Annotated in this window: 22 protein-coding genes; 10 read left to right on the forward strand and 12 right to left on the reverse strand. The window is 61.7% G+C overall.

Annotation, left to right across the window (positions count from 1 at the left end):
• Positions 1-6 precede the first annotated feature (6 nt).
• Genes moaC through moaE form a run of 3 tightly spaced genes read left to right on the forward strand, consistent with a single transcriptional unit; the run spans position 7 to position 1,171 of the window.
• Positions 7-480 carry a cyclic pyranopterin monophosphate synthase MoaC gene (gene moaC / locus F6S08_RS05930; protein ID WP_027604721.1) on the forward strand — a complete coding sequence of 158 codons (474 nt, stop codon included), beginning with the start codon at positions 7-9 and terminating at the stop codon, positions 478-480.
• Entirely contained in the window at positions 477-719 is a 243-nt protein-coding gene (gene moaD / locus F6S08_RS05935; protein ID WP_027604720.1) for a molybdopterin converting factor subunit 1, read from the forward strand. Before moaC ends, moaD begins: the two co-directional genes overlap by 4 nt.
• 2 nt (positions 720-721) lie before the next feature.
• A complete protein-coding gene (moaE, locus tag F6S08_RS05940; protein ID WP_065924226.1) occupies positions 722-1,171 on the forward strand; it encodes a molybdopterin synthase catalytic subunit MoaE in 450 nt (149 codons plus the stop codon).
• 130 nt (positions 1,172-1,301) lie between these two features.
• On the opposite strand, the gene rhlB is transcribed toward moaE, so the two are convergent.
• Positions 1,302-2,765, reverse strand: coding sequence for an ATP-dependent RNA helicase RhlB (gene rhlB, locus F6S08_RS05945; RefSeq protein ID WP_074843967.1), 1,464 nt, complete (start codon positions 2,763-2,765; stop codon positions 1,302-1,304).
• A gap of 95 nt (positions 2,766-2,860) precedes the next feature.
• The gene (locus F6S08_RS05950) at positions 2,861-3,517 is read right to left on the reverse strand and encodes an alpha/beta hydrolase (RefSeq protein WP_027604717.1); all 657 of its coding nucleotides are present in this window, start codon (positions 3,515-3,517) and stop codon (positions 2,861-2,863) included.
• A 345-nt stretch (positions 3,518-3,862) separates the two neighbouring features.
• Here F6S08_RS05950 and F6S08_RS05955 point away from each other — a divergent pair, with 345 nt between their 5' ends.
• From F6S08_RS05955 to F6S08_RS05970, 4 genes are all read left to right on the forward strand, one after another.
• Positions 3,863-4,894 carry an amino acid ABC transporter substrate-binding protein gene (locus tag F6S08_RS05955; protein WP_065875000.1) on the forward strand — a complete coding sequence of 344 codons (1,032 nt, stop codon included), beginning with the start codon at positions 3,863-3,865 and terminating at the stop codon, positions 4,892-4,894.
• A 72-nt stretch (positions 4,895-4,966) separates the two neighbouring features.
• The gene (locus F6S08_RS05960; protein WP_065948981.1) at positions 4,967-6,148 is read left to right on the forward strand and encodes an amino acid ABC transporter permease; all 1,182 of its coding nucleotides are present in this window, start codon (positions 4,967-4,969) and stop codon (positions 6,146-6,148) included.
• Positions 6,149-6,158: 10 nt separating this feature from the next.
• Positions 6,159-7,256 carry an amino acid ABC transporter permease gene (locus F6S08_RS05965; RefSeq protein WP_027604714.1) on the forward strand — a complete coding sequence of 366 codons (1,098 nt, stop codon included), beginning with the start codon at positions 6,159-6,161 and terminating at the stop codon, positions 7,254-7,256.
• Between the two features lie 11 nt (positions 7,257-7,267).
• A complete protein-coding gene (locus F6S08_RS05970) occupies positions 7,268-8,032 on the forward strand; it encodes an amino acid ABC transporter ATP-binding protein (RefSeq protein WP_003171943.1) in 765 nt (254 codons plus the stop codon).
• Positions 8,033-8,082: 50 nt separating this feature from the next.
• On the opposite strand, the gene F6S08_RS05975 is transcribed toward F6S08_RS05970, so the two are convergent.
• Together F6S08_RS05975 and F6S08_RS05980 are read right to left on the reverse strand one after the other, a co-directional pair.
• A complete protein-coding gene (locus F6S08_RS05975) occupies positions 8,083-8,565 on the reverse strand; it encodes a type II toxin-antitoxin system MqsA family antitoxin (RefSeq protein WP_065924223.1) in 483 nt (160 codons plus the stop codon).
• A complete protein-coding gene (locus F6S08_RS05980; protein ID WP_074843969.1) occupies positions 8,562-8,873 on the reverse strand; it encodes a type II toxin-antitoxin system MqsR family toxin in 312 nt (103 codons plus the stop codon). The genes F6S08_RS05975 and F6S08_RS05980 overlap by 4 nt, the downstream gene beginning before the upstream one ends.
• A gap of 159 nt (positions 8,874-9,032) precedes the next feature.
• Between F6S08_RS05980 and F6S08_RS05985 the strand changes: the two genes are divergently transcribed.
• Positions 9,033-9,692, forward strand: coding sequence for a FadR/GntR family transcriptional regulator (locus tag F6S08_RS05985; RefSeq protein ID WP_027604711.1), 660 nt, complete (start codon positions 9,033-9,035; stop codon positions 9,690-9,692).
• Complete coding sequence (locus tag F6S08_RS05990) at positions 9,682-10,947, forward strand: CynX/NimT family MFS transporter (protein WP_315871381.1); 1,266 nt, start codon at positions 9,682-9,684, stop codon at positions 10,945-10,947. Before F6S08_RS05985 ends, F6S08_RS05990 begins: the two co-directional genes overlap by 11 nt.
• Here the strand turns inward: F6S08_RS05990 and F6S08_RS05995 are convergent.
• The 8 genes from F6S08_RS05995 to F6S08_RS06030 form a co-directional block, all read right to left on the reverse strand.
• A complete protein-coding gene (locus tag F6S08_RS05995) occupies positions 10,944-11,594 on the reverse strand; it encodes a DUF1120 domain-containing protein (protein ID WP_315871382.1) in 651 nt (216 codons plus the stop codon). The two genes, F6S08_RS05990 and F6S08_RS05995, sit on opposite strands and share 4 nt — an antisense overlap.
• 17 nt (positions 11,595-11,611) lie before the next feature.
• Positions 11,612-12,748: a DUF1120 domain-containing protein gene (locus F6S08_RS06000; RefSeq protein ID WP_315871383.1), complete on the reverse strand. Its 1,137-nt coding sequence runs from the start codon at positions 12,746-12,748 to the stop codon at positions 11,612-11,614.
• Between the two features lie 11 nt (positions 12,749-12,759).
• Positions 12,760-15,192: a fimbria/pilus outer membrane usher protein gene (locus F6S08_RS06005; RefSeq protein WP_315871384.1), complete on the reverse strand. Its 2,433-nt coding sequence runs from the start codon at positions 15,190-15,192 to the stop codon at positions 12,760-12,762.
• A 94-nt stretch (positions 15,193-15,286) separates the two neighbouring features.
• Positions 15,287-15,988, reverse strand: a complete 702-nt coding sequence (locus F6S08_RS06010) for a fimbria/pilus chaperone family protein (protein WP_065924218.1) — start codon at positions 15,986-15,988, stop codon at positions 15,287-15,289.
• 33 nt (positions 15,989-16,021) lie between these two features.
• A complete protein-coding gene (locus F6S08_RS06015) occupies positions 16,022-16,645 on the reverse strand; it encodes a DUF1120 domain-containing protein (RefSeq protein ID WP_065924217.1) in 624 nt (207 codons plus the stop codon).
• 89 nt (positions 16,646-16,734) lie between these two features.
• Positions 16,735-17,355 (reverse strand): DUF1120 domain-containing protein, encoded by a 621-nt coding sequence (locus F6S08_RS06020; protein WP_315871385.1) that lies wholly within the window; start codon positions 17,353-17,355, stop codon positions 16,735-16,737.
• Between the two features lie 38 nt (positions 17,356-17,393).
• Positions 17,394-18,008, reverse strand: a complete 615-nt coding sequence (locus F6S08_RS06025; RefSeq protein ID WP_137211531.1) for a DUF1120 domain-containing protein — start codon at positions 18,006-18,008, stop codon at positions 17,394-17,396.
• A 46-nt stretch (positions 18,009-18,054) separates the two neighbouring features.
• Positions 18,055-18,678: a DUF1120 domain-containing protein gene (locus F6S08_RS06030; RefSeq protein ID WP_065924214.1), complete on the reverse strand. Its 624-nt coding sequence runs from the start codon at positions 18,676-18,678 to the stop codon at positions 18,055-18,057.
• A gap of 416 nt (positions 18,679-19,094) precedes the next feature.
• Between F6S08_RS06030 and F6S08_RS06035 the strand changes: the two genes are divergently transcribed.
• Entirely contained in the window at positions 19,095-19,904 is an 810-nt protein-coding gene (locus tag F6S08_RS06035; protein ID WP_065924213.1) for a response regulator, read from the forward strand.

Consider the following 19,904-nt stretch of genomic DNA (forward strand, 5'->3'; position numbering starts at 1 on the left):
GGCCTCGTGCTAACTCATCTCGATTCCCAAGGTCGCGCCCATATGGTCGACGTCACCGACAAGTCCGTGACGTTCCGGGAGGCGGTGGCCGAAGCGCGGGTGCGCATGCTGCCCGAGACCCTGCAAATGATTGTCGACGGCGCCCATCCCAAGGGCGACGTGTTTGCCGTGGCCCGCATCGCCGGGATCCAGGCGGCGAAAAAAACCAGTGATTTGATCCCCCTGTGTCACCCGCTGATGTTGACCGGTGTCAAGGTCGAACTGAGTGCCGATGGCGCAGACTCGGTGCACATCGTCGCGCGCTGCAAGCTGTCCGGGCAGACCGGCGTAGAGATGGAAGCGTTGACGGCGGCCAGCGTCGCGGCGCTGACGATCTACGACATGTGCAAGGCCGTGGATCGCGGCATGACCATCGAAAACATTCGCCTGCTGGAAAAGCTTGGCGGTAAGAGCGGGCATTTCAAGGCGGATGGACAATGAGCATCAACGTACTGTTTTTCGCGCGTTACAGCGAAAAAATAGGCCTGGATTCACTTGAGATGGAAGGCGAATTCGCCACGGTCGATGCCGTGCGCCAGGCGCTGGCCGCTGATCCGGGCTTTGAAGTGCTCAACGAAACCAGCTTGATGTGTGCTCGCAACCAGGAGTTGTGCGCTCTCGACGAGCCGTTGCAGGCCGGTGATGAAGTCGCGTTCTTCCCGCCCGTGACCGGAGGCTGAACATGGCCATTCGTGTACAGGTCGAACCGTTTGACCCCGGTGCCGAGGTCAACGCGATGCACGCGGCGAATGTGGGCGTGGGCGCGGTGGTGAGTTTTGTCGGCTATGTGCGCGACTTCAACGAGGGGCGCGAGGTGTCTGGCATGTTCCTCGAACACTATCCGGGCATGACTGAAAAAGCCTTGGCCAAGATCGCCGTCGAAGCCGAGCAACGCTGGCCGCTGCTCAAGCTCGAAGTGCTGCATCGTATCGGTGCGCTGGAGCCCGGCGAGCCGATTGTGTTCGTGGCCGCCGCCAGTGCCCATCGCCAGGCCGCGTTCGATGCCTGTGCGTTTGTGATGGATTACCTGAAAACCCGTGCGCCGTTCTGGAAGAAGGAAAATACCAGCGAAGGCGCGCGCTGGGTGGAAGGGCGAGACAGCGACCACGCTGCGGCGGATCGCTGGAAATAGCCAGCCGAACACAGAACCAAATGTGGGAGGGGGCTTGCTCCCGATGGCGGTGGATCAGTCAACAGAGATGTTGAATGTGCCACTGCCATCGGGAGCAAGCCCCCTCCCACATTTTTTATCGCATTTCAGCTTACGGGCGTTTGCGTTCTACAGCCCGCAGCAAGTGCGTCGGCGGTGTCTCGCAACTGATCTTGCGCCCCAGCAACGTCTCGATCGACGGCAGCTGATACGAGTCATCCTCCCCGGCAAAGCTGATCGACACGCCCGCAGCCCCCGCCCGGCCGGTACGGCCGATGCGGTGCACGTAGTCGTCCGGCACTTCCGGCAGGGTGAAGTTGATCACGTGGCTGATGCCGTCGATGTGAATCCCGCGCCCGGCCACGTCGGTGGCCACCAGCACGCGGATCTTGCCTTCGCGGAAGCCTTCCAGGGTCTTGATGCGCTTGTGTTGCGGCACATCGCCGGACAGCTGCGCGGCATTCACGCCATCGCGCACCAGGCGTTCTTCGATGCGGCGCACTTCGTCCTTGCGGTTGGCGAACACCATCACGCGTTCCCAGCCGTTGTCGTTGACCAGGTTGTAGAGCAGCTTGTACTTGTCGGCACCGGCCACGGCATAGATGTGCTGTTCGACGTTTTCGCTGGCGACGTTCAGCGCTTCGATCTCGACGATCGACGGCTCGGTCGTCCACTGCTTGGCGAGGTTCATCACGTCTTCGGTAAAGGTCGCGGAGAACAGCAGGGTCTGACGCTCGGCCTTTGGCGGGGTCTGGCGAATGATCTGACGCACTTGTGGGATGAAACCCATGTCGAGCATGCGGTCGGCTTCGTCCAGCACCATCACTTCGACCATGTCCAGGTGCACGTCGCCGCGCTGGTTGAAGTCCAGCAGGCGGCCGGGGGTCGCCACCAGGATGTCGCAGTGGCGGGCTTCGAGGTGCTTGAGCTGCTTGTCGAAGTCCATGCCGCCGACGAACGTCATGACGTTGAGACCGGTGTACTTGGTCAGGTCGGCGGCGTCCTTGGCGATCTGCACCACCAGTTCACGGGTAGGCGCGATGATCAGCGCACGCGGTTCACCCATGTAGCGTTCTTTCGGCGGCGGCGTTTGCAGCAGCTGGGTGATGATCGAGATCAGGAACGCGGCGGTCTTGCCGGTACCGGTCTGGGCACGGCCGATGGCATCTTTGCCGGCGAGGGTGAAGCCCAGGACCTGCGCCTGGATCGGCGTGCAGTACGGGAAACCCAGGTCCTGGATGGCGTGCATCAGTTCCGGGGCGAGTTTGAAATCGTGGAAGCGGGTCTTGCCTTCCTGGGGCTCGACGACGAAGTCTTCGAGTTTCCACGGGATCACCGGCGGTTTGGGCGCGCGTTCCCGGCGAGGCTTGGGGGCGGGTGCGGCTTGCGTCTCGAGTTTTGCCTGTTCGGGCGGTGTCACCGTCGGCGTCTTCGGCTGGGCGACAGGTGCAGTCCGGCCTGGCTGTTGACCGTCATTGCGGCTGCCGGAGGTGGGGACAGGAGCACTGGGAACAGGCGCGAGCGGCTCAGCCTCGCTTTTGCCGAACATCTTCTTGAGTGCTTTGAGCACGGTGATCTCATTAATTGGTTAAGGAATGTACGCCGGCCAGTGTAATGCAAGAATCGGGCGCGGCGTAGTGCGTCTGTCATACGGCTACATAAACGTGGGGTTCAGCCCAGGCGAGCGGTCAACCAAGTCCCTATATCGTGTATCTCCTGGGGTAACACTTCGTGGCCCATTGGGTATTCCTGCCATGTCACGGTGACACCACGGGTTTTCAGATGCTCGTAGGCGCTGCGGCCCATGGCGTTCTGTACCACCTCGTCGTACTGGCCGTGCAGGCATAGCGTTGGAATGCGTTGTTGGCTGGCCGACAATTCAAGCTCATCGCTGAAGGTGGGCGCGTAGGTGGAGAGGGCGATGACGCCGCCCAATGGCCCCTCCCAATTCAGGAACGCGGTGTGGAATACCACGGCGCCACCTTGGGAAAAGCCCGCGAGGAAAATCCGCGAAGCGTCTATTCCGGTTCTCTTCTGTGCTTCGATCAGATCGGTCAGCATTTTTGCCGACACTTCCAGCTCTTCCAGGCTGATCGAGCGGGCCGGGCTCATGGCCTTGATGTCGTACCAACTGGGCATCTCGTAGCCACCATTGATCGTCACCGGACGGGTCGGTGCCTGGGGCAATACAAAGCGGGTGGACAGCAAGCTTTCCTGCAGCGCCTCGGCCACCGGCAGGAAGTCGTAGCGATCGGCACCCAGGCCATGCAACCAGATTACGCAGGCGTCTGCGGGCTTGGCGGGCTGAAGAATCAAGGGTTCGGTCATGTCTGCTCCATATATGTGCGTGCGCTCCGATTGGGTGCGTCGGAACGGTGCGCGACAGGTTGATCTGTTAAGAGAATGTCGCAAGGTTGAATCTTTTTCTATTGACCAGGGGCTGAAACGACTCAGCCGCCACTCTGGTACGCGCCTTGCTATGTGTAGGTCGATGTCAGAACTTTCCTGGGACGGTAACACTATCAGTGACTGCCGCTTTCAGGATAGCCGCTGGAATTACCGCGAAAGCCTCATGCCGCTTGACCCTAAAAAAAGCCAACACGGGTCGATATCGCCTCATAAGGGTGCGCTGAGGTTGGAGCTTCGACACAACAAGAGCAACTGGAGGTTTGAATGAAGGTATTGAAATCCACCCTGGCCATCGTTAGCGCGGCGGCTGTACTGGGTGTCAGTGGTTTCGCCCAGGCTGGCGCCACTCTGGACGCCGTGCAGAAGAAAGGCTTTGTGCAATGTGGCGTGAGTGACGGCTTGCCGGGCTTCTCGGTACCGGATGCCAGCGGCAAGATCCTCGGGATCGATGCTGACGTTTGCCGCGCCGTGGCCGCTGCCGTTTTCGGCGACGCCACCAAGGTCAAATTCAGCCAGTTGAACGCCAAGGAGCGTTTCACCGCGCTTCAATCCGGCGAAGTCGACATCCTGTCGCGCAACACCACCATGACCAGCTCCCGCGATGCGGGCATGGGCCTGAAATTCCCGGGCTTCATCACTTACTACGACGGCATCGGCTTCCTGGTTAACAACAAGCTGGGTGTCAAAAGTGCCAAGGAACTGGACGGTGCAACCATCTGCATCCAGGCCGGTACCACCACTGAGCTGAACGTTTCCGACTACTTCCGTGGCAACAACCTCAAATACACCCCGATCACCTTCGACACCTCCGATGAAAGCGCCAAGTCGCTGGAATCCGGTCGTTGCGACGTACTGACCTCCGACAAGTCCCAACTGTTCGCCCAGCGCAGCAAGCTGGCCGCGCCGAAGGACTACGTGGTTCTGCCGGAAACCATTTCCAAGGAACCGCTGGGCCCGGTCGTGCGTAACGGCGATGACGAGTGGCTGGCCATCGTGCGCTGGGTGGGCTACGCCATGCTCAACGCTGAAGAAGCCGGCATCACGTCCAAAAACGTTGAAGCTGAAGCCAAGTCCACCAAGAACCCGGACGTTGCGCGTCTGCTCGGTGCTGACGGCGAATACGGCAAAGACCTGAAAGTGAAGAAGGATTGGGTCGTACAGATCGTCAAGCAAGTCGGTAACTACGGTGAAGTGTTCGAGCGCAACCTGGGCAAGAGCACCCCGCTGGAAATCGACCGTGGCCTGAACGCGCTGTGGAACGCTGGCGGCATTCAATACGCACCCCCTGTGCGCTGATCGCTGATGGTTCTGTCACCCGGTGGGCCAACCGCCGGGTGATGTTCTGTTCCATTCTTTCCGGGGCACTTCATGCAAAATCAAATCGGCGCACCAAAGCAGAAGCTCAGCTTCAGCGATCCCAAAGTGCGTGCGTGGCTCTTCCAGATCATCACGATTGTGGCGGTGGTCTCGCTGGGCTGGTACCTCTTCGACAATACCCAGACCAACCTTCAGCACCGGGGCATTACCTCGGGTTTCGACTTTCTTGAGCGCAGTGCCGGCTTCGGCATCGCGCAGCATCTGATCGACTACACCGAATCGGACAGTTATGCCCGCGTCTTTGTGATCGGGCTGCTCAACACTTTGCTGGTGACCTTTATCGGGGTGATCCTGGCGACCCTGCTGGGCTTCATCATCGGCGTGGCGCGCCTGTCACCGAACTGGATGATCAACAAGCTGGCGACCGTGTATGTGGAAGTGTTCCGCAACATTCCGCCGCTGCTGCAGATCCTGTTCTGGTACTTCGCGGTGTTCCTGACCATGCCGGGACCGCGCAACAGCCATAACTTCGGTGACACCTTCTTTGTCAGCAGCCGTGGCCTGAACATGCCGGCAGCGCTGGCCGCTGACGGGTTCTGGCCGTTTGTGGCCAGTATTGTGGTTGCCATCGTGGCCATCGTGCTGATGGCGCGTTGGGCCAACAAGCGTTTTGAAGCGACCGGCGTACCCTTCCATAAGTTCTGGGCGGGCCTGGCGCTGTTTATCGTGATCCCGGCGCTGTGTGCCTTGATCTTCGGCGCGCCGCTGCACTGGGAAATACCAAAGCTTTCAGGTTTCAACTTTGTCGGCGGTTGGGTACTGATCCCTGAACTGCTGGCGCTGACCCTGGCGCTTACCGTGTACACGGCAGCGTTTATCGCCGAGATCGTGCGTTCGGGCATCAAGTCCGTCAGCCACGGCCAGACCGAAGCTGCGCGCTCCCTGGGCCTGCGCCCTGGGCCGACGCTGCGCAAGGTCATCATCCCGCAAGCCCTGCGGGTGATCATTCCGCCGCTGACCAGCCAGTACCTGAACCTGGCGAAGAACTCGTCGCTGGCCGCCGGTATCGGTTACCCGGAAATGGTTTCGCTGTTTGCCGGCACGGTGCTCAACCAGACCGGCCAGGCCATCGAGGTTATTGCCATCACCATGAGCGTGTACCTGGCGATCAGCATCAGCATTTCCCTGCTGATGAACTGGTACAACAAGCGCATTGCGCTGATCGAGCGGTGAGGAAACGCACATGAGTTCGCATACTTTCAAACCTGATATGCCGCCGCCGAGCAAAGTCTTCGGACCGATGGCCTGGATGCGCGCCAACCTGTTCTCCAGTTGGCTCAATACCCTGCTGACGCTGTTGGCGTTCTACCTGATCTACCTGGTGGTGCCGCCGATCCTGCAGTGGGCCATTCTCGATGCCAACTGGGTCGGTACCACCCGCGCTGACTGCACTAAGGAAGGCGCGTGCTGGGTGTTTATCCAACAGCGCTTCGGGCAGTTCATGTACGGCTATTACCCCGGCGACCTGCGCTGGCGTGTGGACCTGACCGTGTGGCTGGCCATCGTCGGCGTGGCGCCGTTGTTCATCTCGCGTTTCCCACGCAAGGCGGTCTATGGCCTGAGCTTCCTGGTGCTGTACCCGATCATCGCCTACTTCCTGCTGCACGGCGGGATCTTCGGGCTCACCAACGTGGCCACCAGCCAATGGGGCGGCCTGATGCTGACCCTGGTCATCGCCACTGTCGGCATCGCCGGTGCCTTGCCGCTGGGGATTGTGCTGGCCTTGGGGCGGCGCTCGAACATGCCGGCGATTCGTGTGGTCTGCGTGACCTTCATCGAGTTCTGGCGCGGCGTGCCGTTGATCACCGTGCTGTTCATGTCCTCGGTGATGCTGCCCTTGTTCCTGCCCGAAGGCATGGGCATCGACAAGCTGCTGCGGGCGTTGATCGGCGTGATCCTGTTCCAGTCGGCCTACGTGGCCGAAGTGGTGCGCGGTGGCTTGCAGGCGATTCCCAAAGGTCAGTACGAAGCGGCCGCGGCGATGGGCCTGGGTTACTGGCGCAGCATGGGCCTGGTGATCCTGCCGCAAGCCCTGAAGATGGTGATCCCGGGCATCGTCAACACGTTTATCGCGTTGTTCAAGGACACCAGCCTCGTGATCATCATCGGCCTGTTCGACCTGCTCAACAGCGTCAAGCAAGCCGCCGCCGACCCTAAATGGTTGGGTATGGCCACCGAAGGCTATGTGTTTGCCGCCCTGGTGTTCTGGATTTTCTGTTTTGGTATGTCGCGCTATTCCATTCATTTGGAACACAAGCTCGACACAGGCCACAAGCGTTAGGAGTTGATGTTATGAGCGAAGCGATCAAACAGCCTGTGAGCCCTGAAGGCATTATCCAGATGCAGGGCGTCAACAAGTGGTACGGCCAGTTCCATGTGTTGAAAGACATCAACCTCAACGTCAAGCAGGGCGAGCGTATCGTGCTGTGCGGCCCGTCGGGTTCGGGCAAGTCCACCACCATCCGTTGCCTCAACCGCCTGGAAGAGCACCAGCAGGGCCGCATCGTGGTCGATGGCGTGGAGCTGACCAACGACCTCAAGCAGATCGAAGCGATCCGCCGTGAAGTCGGCATGGTGTTCCAGCACTTCAATCTGTTCCCGCACCTGACCATCCTGCAGAACTGCACGCTGGCGCCGATGTGGGTGCGCAAGATGCCCAAGCGCAAGGCCGAGGAAATCGCCATGCACTACCTGGAGCGTGTGCGCATCCCGGAGCAGGCTCACAAGTTTCCGGGGCAACTGTCCGGCGGCCAGCAACAGCGCGTGGCGATTGCCCGTGCCCTGTGCATGAAGCCGAAAATCATGCTGTTCGACGAGCCGACCTCGGCCCTCGACCCGGAAATGGTCAAGGAAGTACTCGACACCATGATCGGCCTGGCCGAAGACGGCATGACCATGTTGTGCGTAACCCACGAAATGGGCTTCGCCCGCACCGTGGCCAACCGCGTGATCTTCATGGACAAGGGCGAGATCGTCGAACAGGCGGCGCCGAATGACTTCTTCGACAACCCGCAGAATGACCGGACCAAGCTGTTCTTGAGCCAGATCCTGCATTGATCGATGCCTGAAAAAATAAACCCGGCTTGGCCGGGTTTATTTTTGTCTGTTCAGGAGGCCTTGAGCGCCTCCTGCCCTGTGTTCGCGGTATGGGTGAAGCCCCGCAGGTCAGCGCCTTCGGCCAATACCCTGGCGTCGGCGAGGAGGTGAGGGTAACGGTCCAACAATCGCATCAATAGAACCAGTGGCTTCGGTGGCAGAAGCTCACCGCGTTCATAACGTGAAAAAGCGTTGTGACCGCCACCGGACAACAGTTGCACGGCTTCTTTCTGCGTAAGGTGCAGCTTGCGACGGATGCGTTTCATCTCGTTGCCGATCATTGTCCGCGCGGTACGGACCAGTTCATCGCTGGCGGCGCTATAGCGGTCGGAGCTGTCAGGGTCATGCATGCCGTCGCCGCACAGTTGGCATTCCCAGCCAGACAGGTCATCGACACGCCGTTCCATGCCGTTGACACGGAGGGTTTCGCTGCGGCTTTCGAAGCGCGTCATGGCGTCGGGTGCACCGCAAATGAAGCAATGTTGAGTGTTCATGAGCTCTTCTTCTTGAAGGAGATCACTGGAGGGTTACCGGCTGTGCAGTAAGTGACCTTGATGTAAATCTCCAGACCGTGTGAATTGATGTGGTACACGTCCTGCCACACCCGGTGATCGGCATACGTGGTCATCGATTTGTACAACATCCTGTTTTGTAGTTCGAAAACGACCTCTTGCATCTCGTTGATATTCAGGCCGAGCCGCGCGCCTGTTTGCTTTGCTGCGAGCGTAAATGCCCGGCCTCCAAGCCGCCTGACATCCGTCTTGATCACCGCCAGATCGTAATGAGGTGTGTACTTTTCCATAAGACACCTGAGCTGAATAATTACCCTTTGAGGGTAATTTTACCAATCGAAAATACTGCTCCTTTTGCTGCCTAAGAACCGTAGTGCGTTGCCTTTGTAGGCAACTCTGAATAGGCTGTAGGAAAATTCATCCTATGATTGGACGAAAGCCTGCATCCCATGACAGACATCGCCCCCTTGATCAAACGCTCCCTGGTGGACCAGGCCCTTGAGCAATTGCGCTGGCGTATCAGCGAAGGCCGGTGGGCCATCGGCGAACGCCTGCCCACCGAGCCGGAGCTGGCCGCCGAACTGGGCATCAGCCGCAACACCGTGCGCGAGGCCATGCGCGTGCTGGCGTTTTCCGGGTTGATCGAGATCCGCCAGGGCGACGGCAGTTATCTGCGCTCCATGACCGACCCGCTGGGGGCCATGCGCGCGTTATCCCACTGCACCTTGGAGCAGGCGCAGGAGACGCGGCAGATACTGGAAGTGGAGGCCGTCGGGCTCGCGGCGGTGCGCCGTACCGAAGCCGACCTCACCGCTTTGCATGAGGCACTCAAGGCCAGCGCGGTGCTGTACCACGGTGACCTCGAGGCCTATATCAGCGCCGACCTGCTGTTCCACAAACGCCTGGTGGACGCCGCGCACAACCCGGCATTGAGCGAGCTGTACCAGTACTTTTCCGCCATCGTCGGCGCGCAGTTGCGCCAGACCCTGAACATTTCGCCGCGTCGCCAGGCGGTGTTCGACCTGCATATCGCCCTGCTCGAAGCCGTGGAACACCAGGACCCGGAACGCGCCAAATCCCTTTGCCGGCAGTTGATCAATGAACCCTGAAACCAAGCGTACGAGCGAGTTGGACGAACTGTTGATCGACGCCGAGGCCGACGACGAAGTGGTGCAAAGCAGCCACCCGGTGGTGAGTCGCCCCTGGTTGTTGCTGCTGGGCCTGATTCTGGTGGCCTTGAACCTGCGTCCGGCGCTGTCGAGCGTGGCGCCATTGCTCGCCGACGTCTCCAGCAGCCTGGGGTTGTCGGCGGCCAAGGCCGGTTTGCTCACCACCCTGCCGGTGTTGTGCCTCGGCCTGTTCGCACCCACGGCGCCGATCCTGGCCCGGCGGTTTGGCGCCGAGCGGGTGGTGTTGGGGATTTTGCTGACCCTGGCCGCCGGCATCATCCTGCGCAGCGCTTTTGGCGAAGTGGGCTTGTTCGCCGGCAGCCTGATCGCCGGTGCGAGCATCGGCATCATCGGCGTCTTGCTGCCGGGCCTGATCAAGCGTGATTTCGCCAGGCAGGCCGGTGCCATGACCGGGGTCTACACCATGGCCCTGTGCCTGGGCGCGGCGTTGGCCGCCGGTGCCACGGTGCCGCTGAGTCATTACTTCGGTGACCGCTGGACCATTGGCCTGGGCTTCTGGATTCTGCCGGCGTTGGCGGCGGCGTTGTTCTGGTTACCGCAGGTCGGCCGCAAACACGCTACCCACCAGGTCGCCTATCGAGTGAAGGGCCTGCTGCGTGATCCGTTGGCCTGGCAAGTCACCTTGTACATGGGCCTGCAATCGTCCCTGTCGTACATCGTGTTTGGCTGGCTGCCGTCGATCCTGATCGGTCGTGGCCTGAGCGCCACCGAAGCCGGGTTGGCGTTGTCCGGCTCTATCGTCATGCAATTGTTCAGTTCCCTCGCCGCACCCTGGCTCGCCACCCGTGGCAAAGACCAGCGCCTGGCGATCGTAGTGGTGATGCTGCTGACCCTCGGCGGTTTGTTCGGTTGCCTGTATGCACCGCTGGACGGCCTCTGGGGCTGGGCGATCCTGCTCGGCCTGGGCCAGGGCGGTACGTTCAGCCTGGCGCTGACCCTGATCGTGCTGCGTTCGCGCGACTCCCATGTGGCGGCCAACCTGTCGAGCATGGCCCAGGGTTTTGGCTACACCCTGGCGTCCATTGGCCCATTTGCGGTGGGCCTGGTGCACGACTGGACGGGCGGCTGGTCGGCCATCGGCTGGATTTTCGCGGTGATCGGCCTGGGCGCCATCGTTGCCGGGCTGGGGGCGGGGCGGGCGCTGTATGTGAAGGTCAGCAGCGAGAAAGTCTAGAGGTACAGCACTTCCAGGGTCGCCGAGCCGTCGAGCAAGGTGTCGCTGCTCAGGTCCAGGTTCTGCTTGGCATTGATCACCGCCTCGACCTTGACGGTGCTGGTTAACGCCTGGATCGCCGAGGGCCCGGCGGTGCTGCCTTCGGCGGTGGTGAACCCCAGGTAACTGTTGGCCCCGATATCGATAGGGTTGAGGTTGGCGGTGCGCCAGGCCAGGCCACCGGTGGTGGACTCGGTGCCGTACAGGGGTGTGGCGCTGTCTGCCTGGGTGCTACGCGGGTCGAAGCTCATGGAATAGAGGCCGATGCGATTGCCACTGTGGTCCAGCCCCAACCCGTAGTAAATCTCGCTATTGACCGTGGCAGTGCCATCGCGATTGTCACGCATGCGCAAGGCAAAGCGGCTCGGCGCGTTGCAGCCAATGCTGACTTGCAGATGTTTGATCGGCAGTCGTGTGCCTCTGTCGAGGTTCAGGTCCTGCTGGGAAATCTTGCCGTAGTCGATCAAGCCGCCAGCGGACAGCAGCGGCGTGCAGGCGACGGGCGTGATCCTGCCCTTGACGATCAGCTCCACGGTCGACGCCGCCAGTGCCGGCGCGGTCGAGGGCAGCAATAGCAGTGAAGAAAAAACCAGGCAGTACTTGTTCATTCAGCGGATTCCAGTGATTAGAGGTAGATGATTTCAAGGGTGCCGGAACCATGGATGTGCACCACCGTGCGCAGGTCCATGGACTGGGTGGGGGCCAGGTACGCCTTGATACGCACGGTGCCGGCCAGGTTCTGCAGGGCAATGGGGCCGCGGGTGTTGCCGGCGCTGTCGGTAAAACCCATGAGGCTGTGGGCGGCGATGGGAATCTGCCGCGCACTGGAGGTGCTCCAGGCCTGGCCGCTGCTGGTGGAGTCGGTGCGGTAGAGCGTGCGGTAGGCGTCGGCGGTGAAGTCTGCCGGGTCGATGTTCAGGTAGTAGCGGCCGATCTTGTTCCCGCTGTTGTCCAGGTCCAAGCCATAGGCGGTTTCATCGGTGCCGCCGGTGGCCGTGCCGGAGCGGTTGTCGTGCATCAGCAGGGCAAAGGGGGTGGGCGCGTCGCAATTGACAGAGAACTGCAAGGTGCGGGTGGGCAGTGGGTTTTCGTGGGTGGGGCTCAGATCTTTCGCCAGCAACGTGCCGTAATCCACCAGGCCACCGTTGGACAGTTGAGGTTTGCACGCGGCGGGGGCGAAGTGGGCGCGCAGATTCACTTCGCGCGCGCTATGACGGCCATGGAACGTCCCGGAGGCTTCCCAGGTGGTGGCGTCCGTGACCCGTGTGGCGGCGATGTCGGCGAAGGCGCTGAAGGTCAATTGCACGGAAAAATGCTGGCCGTTGAGTAGCGTCTCGCCGTTGACCGGTGCGATGCCGTGGCCTGTGCGCCAGTTCAGCAGCGCGCCACGGGCCACTGGCGGCTGGCCGAGTGCGGGGATCAATCCCAGCTCCACGGCGGTGCCGTCCAGCACCGCGTCGCTGGCCTGGATCGCGTAGCTGCCATGCTCGGTGAACCGCAGCCGCTGCGAAGTGGCCGCCAGCGCCTGATAAAACAGGCTCATGTCGGTCGGCTGCGCGCAGCTCACATTCAGGCTGACGCGGCGCTCACCCAACGGGCGCTCAAGGGGGCTGTCCTGTTGTGCGATACGGCTCATCAGGCCGAAATCCAGCAGCGATTCATTGAGGTTCAGTTGGCACTCGTCCTCGGCAAGGGCGTTGCTGGCGACTATCAGCAGCATCACGCTCATGGCCAGGCGGGACAGGGTAGAAGCGGTATTCATGGTGAGGGTCCTCATGATTTATCGCAGCGTGCGGACGCGGTTTCGAAATACACCTGGGGGTCGCTCTTTTCCGGCAACTCGAAGCGCAGGGCACAACGCGTCATGCCAGGGGCGCTGACCCACAATTGCGGTTGCTCCAGCACATTGGGCAGGAACACCTGGCCGCCGTCCTGGACCAGGGTTACGAACTCCCCGCCAGCGGTACTGACGGACGCCCCGCGCGGCAGGGGTGTGCCCTGTTCGGTGCGCGCGTGCAGCAATACCCGACGTGTGCGGGTCACGCCAAATTCGACCCGATCCACGGCCCCGCGCCCGGCCGCGATCATTGCCAGGCCGTTGTTGATATCCGCATTGCGTGGCAGCGAGCGGGTCTGGACTTCCACCGGGCTGCGGCCGTAAGCGCTGACCTGCGGCACCACGGCCTGGCCTTGCCAGTCGGTCCACACTGGCCCGCTGGGGGTGCTCAGTTTGATGCCGCTGATGTCGCCCACCGATGCCACGGCGAAGGTGTCGCGCACTGGGTAGGGCGATAATGTGACGCCGCCGCCATGCATCACCACACCGCCTCGGGCGCTGCCTTGGTAGCTCGAACGCTCGGCGTCGGAGCGGCTGTAGCTGAAGTCCAGTTGGCTATAGCGCGGCAGGGCGGAGAGGCCCAGCGTGGTTTCCACCTGTCGATCGCGGGTGTCGTGTTCGGCACTGACGCGGTAGCTCAGTTGATCGTCGATCTGCTCACTCAAACCCAGCCCGGTGCGGTGTTCGCCACCGGAGTTGCGCACCCAGCCGCGGGCCCGGCGGCTCTCGCCCAAGGGCACGCTGATGTTCAGGTACACCGCATTGTCTTGTTGCTGGCGGCCGCCCATCTGCCATTCGCCGCTGGCCGACAGCGACACCCCGCGCACGCTGGTGCCCCAGGAGACCAGGCCCCGGCTGCTGCTGTCGCCATCAAAGCTGCTGGAGCGTGAAGCCCCCGCACTGAACGCGCCCAACCACGGGTGGGACCATCCCAACGTCGCGCTTTGTTGATCGCGATAACGCGAGCGCCGTTGCTGAGTGGTCTCGGGTTCGTAGGTGGCTTCTTCCAGCTCCCGATAGCCCGCCGTGCGCCAGGAATTGGCCACGCTGAACGACCACTGATCATTCAGGCGCTGGGCCCATGACAGGTCGGTCTGCAGCCCGCGAACCTTGTCCCGTGCCTGGGTATCGGCGAGTTGGCTGGACAGCTGGATTTGACTGTCCAGCCACGGCAGCCAGCCCAGGCTCAACCCGCCCGCGCGATATTCGCTGGACGCCAGCACGCCGCTGCCCAGGGACAGTTGCGGGTGCACGGCGCCGGTCCAGCCTGCGCTGACCACCCAAGGGTCATCGCCCTGGGCATTGCCGATGTTGCGCACGCGCCCTGCTGCGACCGAATAGCCCGGTGCTGGCAAACCAAGGCCGAGCATGGCCGCCGGGACGGTGAAACGCCGCTCGCCACCGCTGCTTTCGCGGACGGTGACTTCGACGTCGGAGCGCGAGTTCAAACGGCGCACGTCCGTCAGGGAAAACGGCCCGGCGGGGACCACTGTGGAGTGAATCAACGCGCCGTTCTGCCGCACCTCGACCTGCGCCGGGCTGTTGGCGATCCCCTCGATGGTCGCGCCCTGGCCCTGCTCTTGAAGGGCCTGTTCGGTGAGGACCTGCACCCCGGTGATCTGCGCGCCGGACAGCACTGGGTTGTAGAGGTTGATCTGCCCGAGTTGCAGCACGGCCTGGTGGCTGGCGAACGTGCGCTGGGCGTAGGCCTCCAGGTGCGTGCTGCGCGACAGACCGTCCTGCCAGGTCTGTACCTGGCGGCTGCGCACGATCCAGTCGCCGGCGTTGAAGCCGACTTCGGTATTGGCCGAGCCGAAACGGCTGTCACCGTCACCGAAGCGGTTGTAGAACCCGGTGAGGTCGTAATTGAGCAAACCGGCAACCCCACCGGTTTCATAGCCCGAGACGTCTTGTTGCGCAGGCCGCAACGCCTCGGTCGGCACCACCAGCGACACCGTCAGGCTGGCCGGGTCGGGCTCCACCAGGCTTTGTGGGTAGCGTTCCAGAAAGTCATGGCAGGGGCCGTCATCTGCGGGGACGATCAGGTTGGCGGCGTCCAGCAGGGCGCGGTCAAAACACAGTGCCCCCTGCTGATCAAACCCCACCTCCAGCCGCCCCCGGCGCTGGCCGTTGACCCGCAGGCTGACAGCATGTCGGCCTGCGGCAAAGCGCGGTGCGTCGAGCAACAGGCTGGCCAATTGTGGATCAATGCCCCGCTGGTGCAGGGTCGTGGCATCAAACCCCGGTCGTGCTTCGGCCCAGGGTGCTGCGGGCCAGAGCACACACGCCAACAGCATGGCCGGGCGAGTGATGCGGGCAGGTGTGTCGGGCACGGCTTCGCCGTCACGGTCGCTAAATACTGTTTTCACGAAAGGCACTCAAGTGATGGGCGTCTGTGCGCCCTGGTGACGGTCTTCGAGCCGTCACTTCGTTATGCAGGCGCCGGGCGCCTGGTGTATGCCGTCAGGTCAGAGGGGCTTCGTAGGCGGCTACCGCAAAGCCATACACCGTGGCCGGTTGCAGCCGTACGGTGCTGGCCGGGCCGCCGGTGGCCGGCATGCTCAGGGTTTCTCCCGGCAACACGTAGGTGCGCGGCAGCATCGCCTTGCCATCACCGGGCAGCAGGCGCAGTTCCTGGGCCAGGCGCACTACATACGGGCTGTCGTTGCGCACCTGCAAGGTGGCGCCGTGCTGCGACCAGCTCAGTAGAGTCCACGGTGTGCGATTGCGCGCCAGGCCTTTGGGATGAATGATTACCGGCAAGTTCTGGCGCACCGTCACGCCTACCCGTGCATGCCCGGCTTCAGTGGCCGGCCGGCCCTGGGGCATGCCTTCAAAGATTGCCCGCTTGAGTCGCTGGGTGAGCAACGGTTGCTGGCTTTGCAGGATGAAACGCACCAGTTGCGATTTGGACGGTTCGACCCGCGACAGTGGCGGCGTGACCACCAGTAACGACTCGGTGTCCTCGGGAACATCTTCCAGGGTGACGTGCAGCAAGGCGAGTTGGCTGTCGGTGTTGGTCACCGATACGGCGGCTTCGCCATCGGTTTCGTAAATGATCACCACGGAGGTGTCTGGGACCATGCCATCGGCCTGTGCATAAGTGGCCGGCAGCAACGTCAGGGCAGCCAGGCAGGCCGCGGTTTTCAACAATGTCGTCGTCATGACGGGGTTTCCCATAGGGGCAGCATAAAGAAGTCAGAGGTAGCGCAAATCCAGGACGATGGAGCCATCGAGCGGCACTTCCTGGTTCAGGGTCAGGTACTGGGCCAGGTTGATGGCGGTGTCGATTTGCAGTTGGGCGCTCAACTGGCCGATGAAGTCGGGCTGGCGATCACCGATGGGGGCAAAACCGACGTAGGTCCTGGGGGAGGCATTGGGGTGCGGTGCCCAGGTTTCGCCGTTGTCGCTGGAAGCCAGCGCTTGCATGGGTTGCGCATCGCCCAACGGGTTGCGATAAGACAGCGCCACCGACCCCAGGCGTTCGGCGGGCGCGTGGATGTTTCTGCCCAGGCTGTAAAGCCCGGGGCCCAAGGCGGACTCGGCTCGGTTGTCGATCCCAACCAGGGCAAATAGCATGGGCCTGGCGCACTGCACATTCAGCGCCAATGCCCGGCTGGGCAGTAGGGTGAACTCGCTGGGACTGAGGGTGTGAGCCGGGATTTTGCCGTGATCGACCGTGCCCTCGTCAGACAGCGTCACGTGGCAAGCGTCCGGCGTCAGCCGACCGGTCACCGTGATGTCGACAAACGACGCGGCAAAGGCCGCCGTGGCGTTCGTCAGTAAAAGGACTGTCGCCAAGAGGCGAGGGTAGGTAGTCATCGGTTTGCGCCACTGGCCGACGTGCAAACGGCCGAAACGGAAGAAATGCCCATGCCTGCCTGTTCCCGCCAGGCATGGGCGCCCAAGGCTTACAGGTACTTCACTTCCAGGGTGGCCGAGCCGTCGAGCGTCACCTCGTTGCTCAGGTCCAGGCCATCGGTGCGGGCGATGGAGGTGTCTACTACCAACTCCGTCACCAGTTCCTTGATGGAGGCCGGTTGGGTGGCGTCGTCCAGGGTGGCCAGCGCCATGTACAAGCCGGCGTCCCAGAACTTTTCGCTGTACCAGGTGTTGCCGCCATCCGAGGAGGCAATCGGTTGCATCTGTGCGCCGTCGGCAACGGCGTTACGCAGCATCAGCTTGTACCAGCCCAGCTTCTGGGTGCCGTTGATCAGGCCCAAGCCGTAGTCGGAAGAGGAAATGGATGAGCCTGCACGGTTATCGATGGAGTGCAGGGCAAACTGAATGGGCGCATCGCACACCACCACCAGGGTCATAACGTGGCTGCCGATCAATGTGGGGTTGTCCGGACGCAGGTCTTTTGCGGAAATCTTGCCGTGGTCGATGATCCCGCCACTGCTCATGTTTGGCGTGCAGGCGCTAGGCACGATCAGGCCCTTGACGGTCAGGTCGACGGTAGACGCGGCGTAGGTGCTGGCGGAGCCGAGCAGCAGCAGGCTGGTGGTGAGGGTGGTTAACAGGGCTTTCATAGGGGCGAGTTCCTTTCGAGTGAGTCTGTGTGTGGCACTTACAAGTAGCTGACCTGGACCGTGGCGTGCCCGTCGACGGGCACTTCATCCGTCAGCGTCAGGCTATCGGCGGGGGCGATGTGGGTGAACAGGCGGATTTCAGCGTCGAAATCCTTCACCGCGATCGGCACCAGTTGGTTGCCCACCGCGACGGCGGTCAGCAGGGTGTGCGTCAGCAGGCTGGTTGGTAGCCACGTCACGCCGCCGTCTTGTGAGGTGATGGTGCGTACCGCGACACCATCAGCCACGGGACCATAGAGATGGAAAACCGTGCCGCCGAGCTTTTCGCCTTCCTGGGTCAGGCCCAGCCCATGCCAGTACTGGTGGTTGGCAGAGGAGCCGGCGCGGTTGTCGACGGTGGTCAGGGTGAAGAACGTCGGTGCTTCACAACGCACGCTCAATTGCATGGATTGGTTGGGCAATGAGGTGTATTGCCCGGCGTTGAGGTCCTTGACTGCCATTTTTCCGAAGTCGATTGTGCCGCCGCCGGAGATCAGTGGCGCACAGGCGCTGGGTGTGATCGTGCCTTTGACGGTGAGGTCGGTGTTGCTGGCGGCCATTACCGGCGGCGCGAACAACAGTGTCAACATGAGTCGGGAGGCAAAAGCGTTCATAGGCAAAGGGCTCTTTACAAGAGGGGTCTACGTAGCGTCGACCGGGTTACAGGTACTTCACTTCCAGTGTCGCTGAGCCGTCCAATGCCACTTCATTGGTCAAGGTCAGGTCTTTTGCTGGCGCGATAGCGGTGTTGAGTACGATTTCCACGGCTGCATTCTTGAGGGGGTGAGGTGCCCAACCGCTCTCACCGTTGAAATCGCCGAAGGCAAACAATCGATTCGGTTCCACCGCATCGTCCTCATAAAGCTCTGACCACCGCCCGTCAGTGAACATCGTCAGCATGATCGAGGGGATATCGGTGACGGGATTGCGCAGCGTGATGTAATACCGCCCCAGCTTCTCTGTTCCGTTGATCAGACCCAGGCCATAGGCACCGGCGCGCATTGAGGAGCCTGCACGGTTGTCGACGGGGTTGATGCCAAACAGCGTGGAGGCTTCACAACTCACGGTCAGTTGCAGGGTTTTGACCTCAAGCAGGGTTTGGCTCTCTTGACTCAGGTCTTTGGCGGAGATTTTCCCAAAGTCGACGGCGCCAGGCAGGTTGGGGGTACAGGCGCTCGGCGTGATCAACCCCTTTACTGTCAGGTCTACGGAGCTGGCGGCGAAGGCCGATGTTGTGCTGGCGAGTAACAGGGCGGTGCCCACCAGATTCAGGGACTTGTTCATTGTTCAGATTGTTCCAGTGCAAGGTCGGCTGTTTAAGGCGTGCGCAAGCCTTTACCAGTCCCGTTGAGGGGCAGGTTGCAAGGTGGCTTGGCGCGCTGTGTCGAGGCTGCCGCAGTGCGGCGAGCCCGTTCCCTCTGATCGGGGTGGGGCGCAATGTAGCGAGGGGAGGGGCCGCGAGAAATACAACTTTTACGACAATGCCGAGGGGGCCTGAAAGTCAATCGGGTCCATGTCGGAATAGATGCGAGATCATGTAGGAAAATTGGTTTTTCGTAGTTGTTGCATCGTCTTAGAAGTGGTCATGAAGATATTTTAGTCTGGCGATGACGGTCATATGAGTGTGCTTAGGCGCATCTCTGACTCTTGCGCCAGCGCCAACCGGGCGCTGGCGAACCGATCGCAACACTGAGGTGACCATGGAGACTGGCGTATCGTTGAGCGCAGTGCTTTCCCGTGAATTGACTCCCTCGACCGCGCTGCCACCACACTGGCAGCATTTGAAGGTGCTGGTGGTGGAAGACCACTCCGCCTACCGCGCCTTGATGGGGTGGTTTCTGCATAAACTGGGGCTTGGCCATCAGCTGGCCGTCGATGGGCTGGACGGCCTCGCGGCGCTCGCCGAATACCCCTACGATCTGGTGATCAGCGACTGCCAGATGCCCGTCATGGACGGCTACAGCATGAGCCGGGCGATTCGACGGCGCGAATGCGCGAATGCGTCGGCACGCGTACCGATCATTGCCTTGACCGGCAACTTGGTAGACGACGATCCGCAACGTTGCCGCGAAGCAGGCATGGACGCCTGGCTGCTCAAACCATTGACCTTCGATCAACTGCGTGAAGTGCTGGCACTGTGGCTTCCCGGCCCGCCCGTTGCTGCACCGGTTTATCGGCTGTCAGCGCGTTGGCCAACCCGTGCCGGGCTGATTGATACCTTTGGAGATGCCCAAGTGGTGAGCCAGATGCTGGCCAGCCTGCTCTGTGAAGCCCAGGAGGACAGCGCTGCCTTGTTTCAAGCCCGACTGGCCTCGGATGTCCCTTCGACTGTCGAACGCCTGCATCGCCTGGTGGGAAGCCTGGCGTTTCTCGGCGTGGCTGAACTGGAGGGGCGAGGCATGAGCTTGATCGATCAAGTCCATGCTCAGGGCATCAGGCAGAGCACGCCTGCGTTGGAAGCCTTTGAGCGGGAGCTGCGTGACTACCTCACGTACTTGGGTTCCCTGTGA

The sequence above is a fragment of the Pseudomonas sp. JV449 genome (assembly GCF_032424295.1).
GTDB lineage: Bacteria > Pseudomonadota > Gammaproteobacteria > Pseudomonadales > Pseudomonadaceae > Aquipseudomonas > Aquipseudomonas marginalis.

What these genes read in the sequence shown, in the direction of transcription:
- moaD (WP_027604720.1), top strand. Translation starts at nt 477, where the DNA reads ATGAGCATCAACGTACTGTTTTTCGCGCGTTACAGCGAAAAAATAGGC.
- F6S08_RS06030 (WP_065924214.1), bottom strand. Translation starts at nt 18,678, where the DNA reads ATGAACAAGTCCCTGAATCTGGTGGGCACCGCCCTGTTACTCGCCAGC.
- F6S08_RS05990 (WP_315871381.1), top strand. Translation starts at nt 9,682, where the DNA reads ATGAACCCTGAAACCAAGCGTACGAGCGAGTTGGACGAACTGTTGATC.
- F6S08_RS05955 (WP_065875000.1), top strand. Translation starts at nt 3,863, where the DNA reads ATGAAGGTATTGAAATCCACCCTGGCCATCGTTAGCGCGGCGGCTGTA.
- F6S08_RS05975 (WP_065924223.1), bottom strand. Translation starts at nt 8,565, where the DNA reads ATGAACACTCAACATTGCTTCATTTGCGGTGCACCCGACGCCATGACG.
- F6S08_RS06010 (WP_065924218.1), bottom strand. Translation starts at nt 15,988, where the DNA reads ATGACGACGACATTGTTGAAAACCGCGGCCTGCCTGGCTGCCCTGACG.
- F6S08_RS05960 (WP_065948981.1), top strand. Translation starts at nt 4,967, where the DNA reads ATGCAAAATCAAATCGGCGCACCAAAGCAGAAGCTCAGCTTCAGCGAT.
- F6S08_RS06000 (WP_315871383.1), bottom strand. Translation starts at nt 12,748, where the DNA reads ATGAATACCGCTTCTACCCTGTCCCGCCTGGCCATGAGCGTGATGCTG.
- moaE (WP_065924226.1), top strand. Translation starts at nt 722, where the DNA reads ATGGCCATTCGTGTACAGGTCGAACCGTTTGACCCCGGTGCCGAGGTC.
- F6S08_RS05985 (WP_027604711.1), top strand. Translation starts at nt 9,033, where the DNA reads ATGACAGACATCGCCCCCTTGATCAAACGCTCCCTGGTGGACCAGGCC.
- F6S08_RS05950 (WP_027604717.1), bottom strand. Translation starts at nt 3,517, where the DNA reads ATGACCGAACCCTTGATTCTTCAGCCCGCCAAGCCCGCAGACGCCTGC.
- F6S08_RS05995 (WP_315871382.1), bottom strand. Translation starts at nt 11,594, where the DNA reads ATGAACAAGTACTGCCTGGTTTTTTCTTCACTGCTATTGCTGCCCTCG.
- F6S08_RS05965 (WP_027604714.1), top strand. Translation starts at nt 6,159, where the DNA reads ATGAGTTCGCATACTTTCAAACCTGATATGCCGCCGCCGAGCAAAGTC.
- F6S08_RS06025 (WP_137211531.1), bottom strand. Translation starts at nt 18,008, where the DNA reads ATGAACGCTTTTGCCTCCCGACTCATGTTGACACTGTTGTTCGCGCCG.
- F6S08_RS06020 (WP_315871385.1), bottom strand. Translation starts at nt 17,355, where the DNA reads ATGAAAGCCCTGTTAACCACCCTCACCACCAGCCTGCTGCTGCTCGGC.
- F6S08_RS05970 (WP_003171943.1), top strand. Translation starts at nt 7,268, where the DNA reads ATGAGCGAAGCGATCAAACAGCCTGTGAGCCCTGAAGGCATTATCCAG.
- F6S08_RS05980 (WP_074843969.1), bottom strand. Translation starts at nt 8,873, where the DNA reads ATGGAAAAGTACACACCTCATTACGATCTGGCGGTGATCAAGACGGAT.
- F6S08_RS06035 (WP_065924213.1), top strand. Translation starts at nt 19,095, where the DNA reads ATGGAGACTGGCGTATCGTTGAGCGCAGTGCTTTCCCGTGAATTGACT.
- F6S08_RS06015 (WP_065924217.1), bottom strand. Translation starts at nt 16,645, where the DNA reads ATGACTACCTACCCTCGCCTCTTGGCGACAGTCCTTTTACTGACGAAC.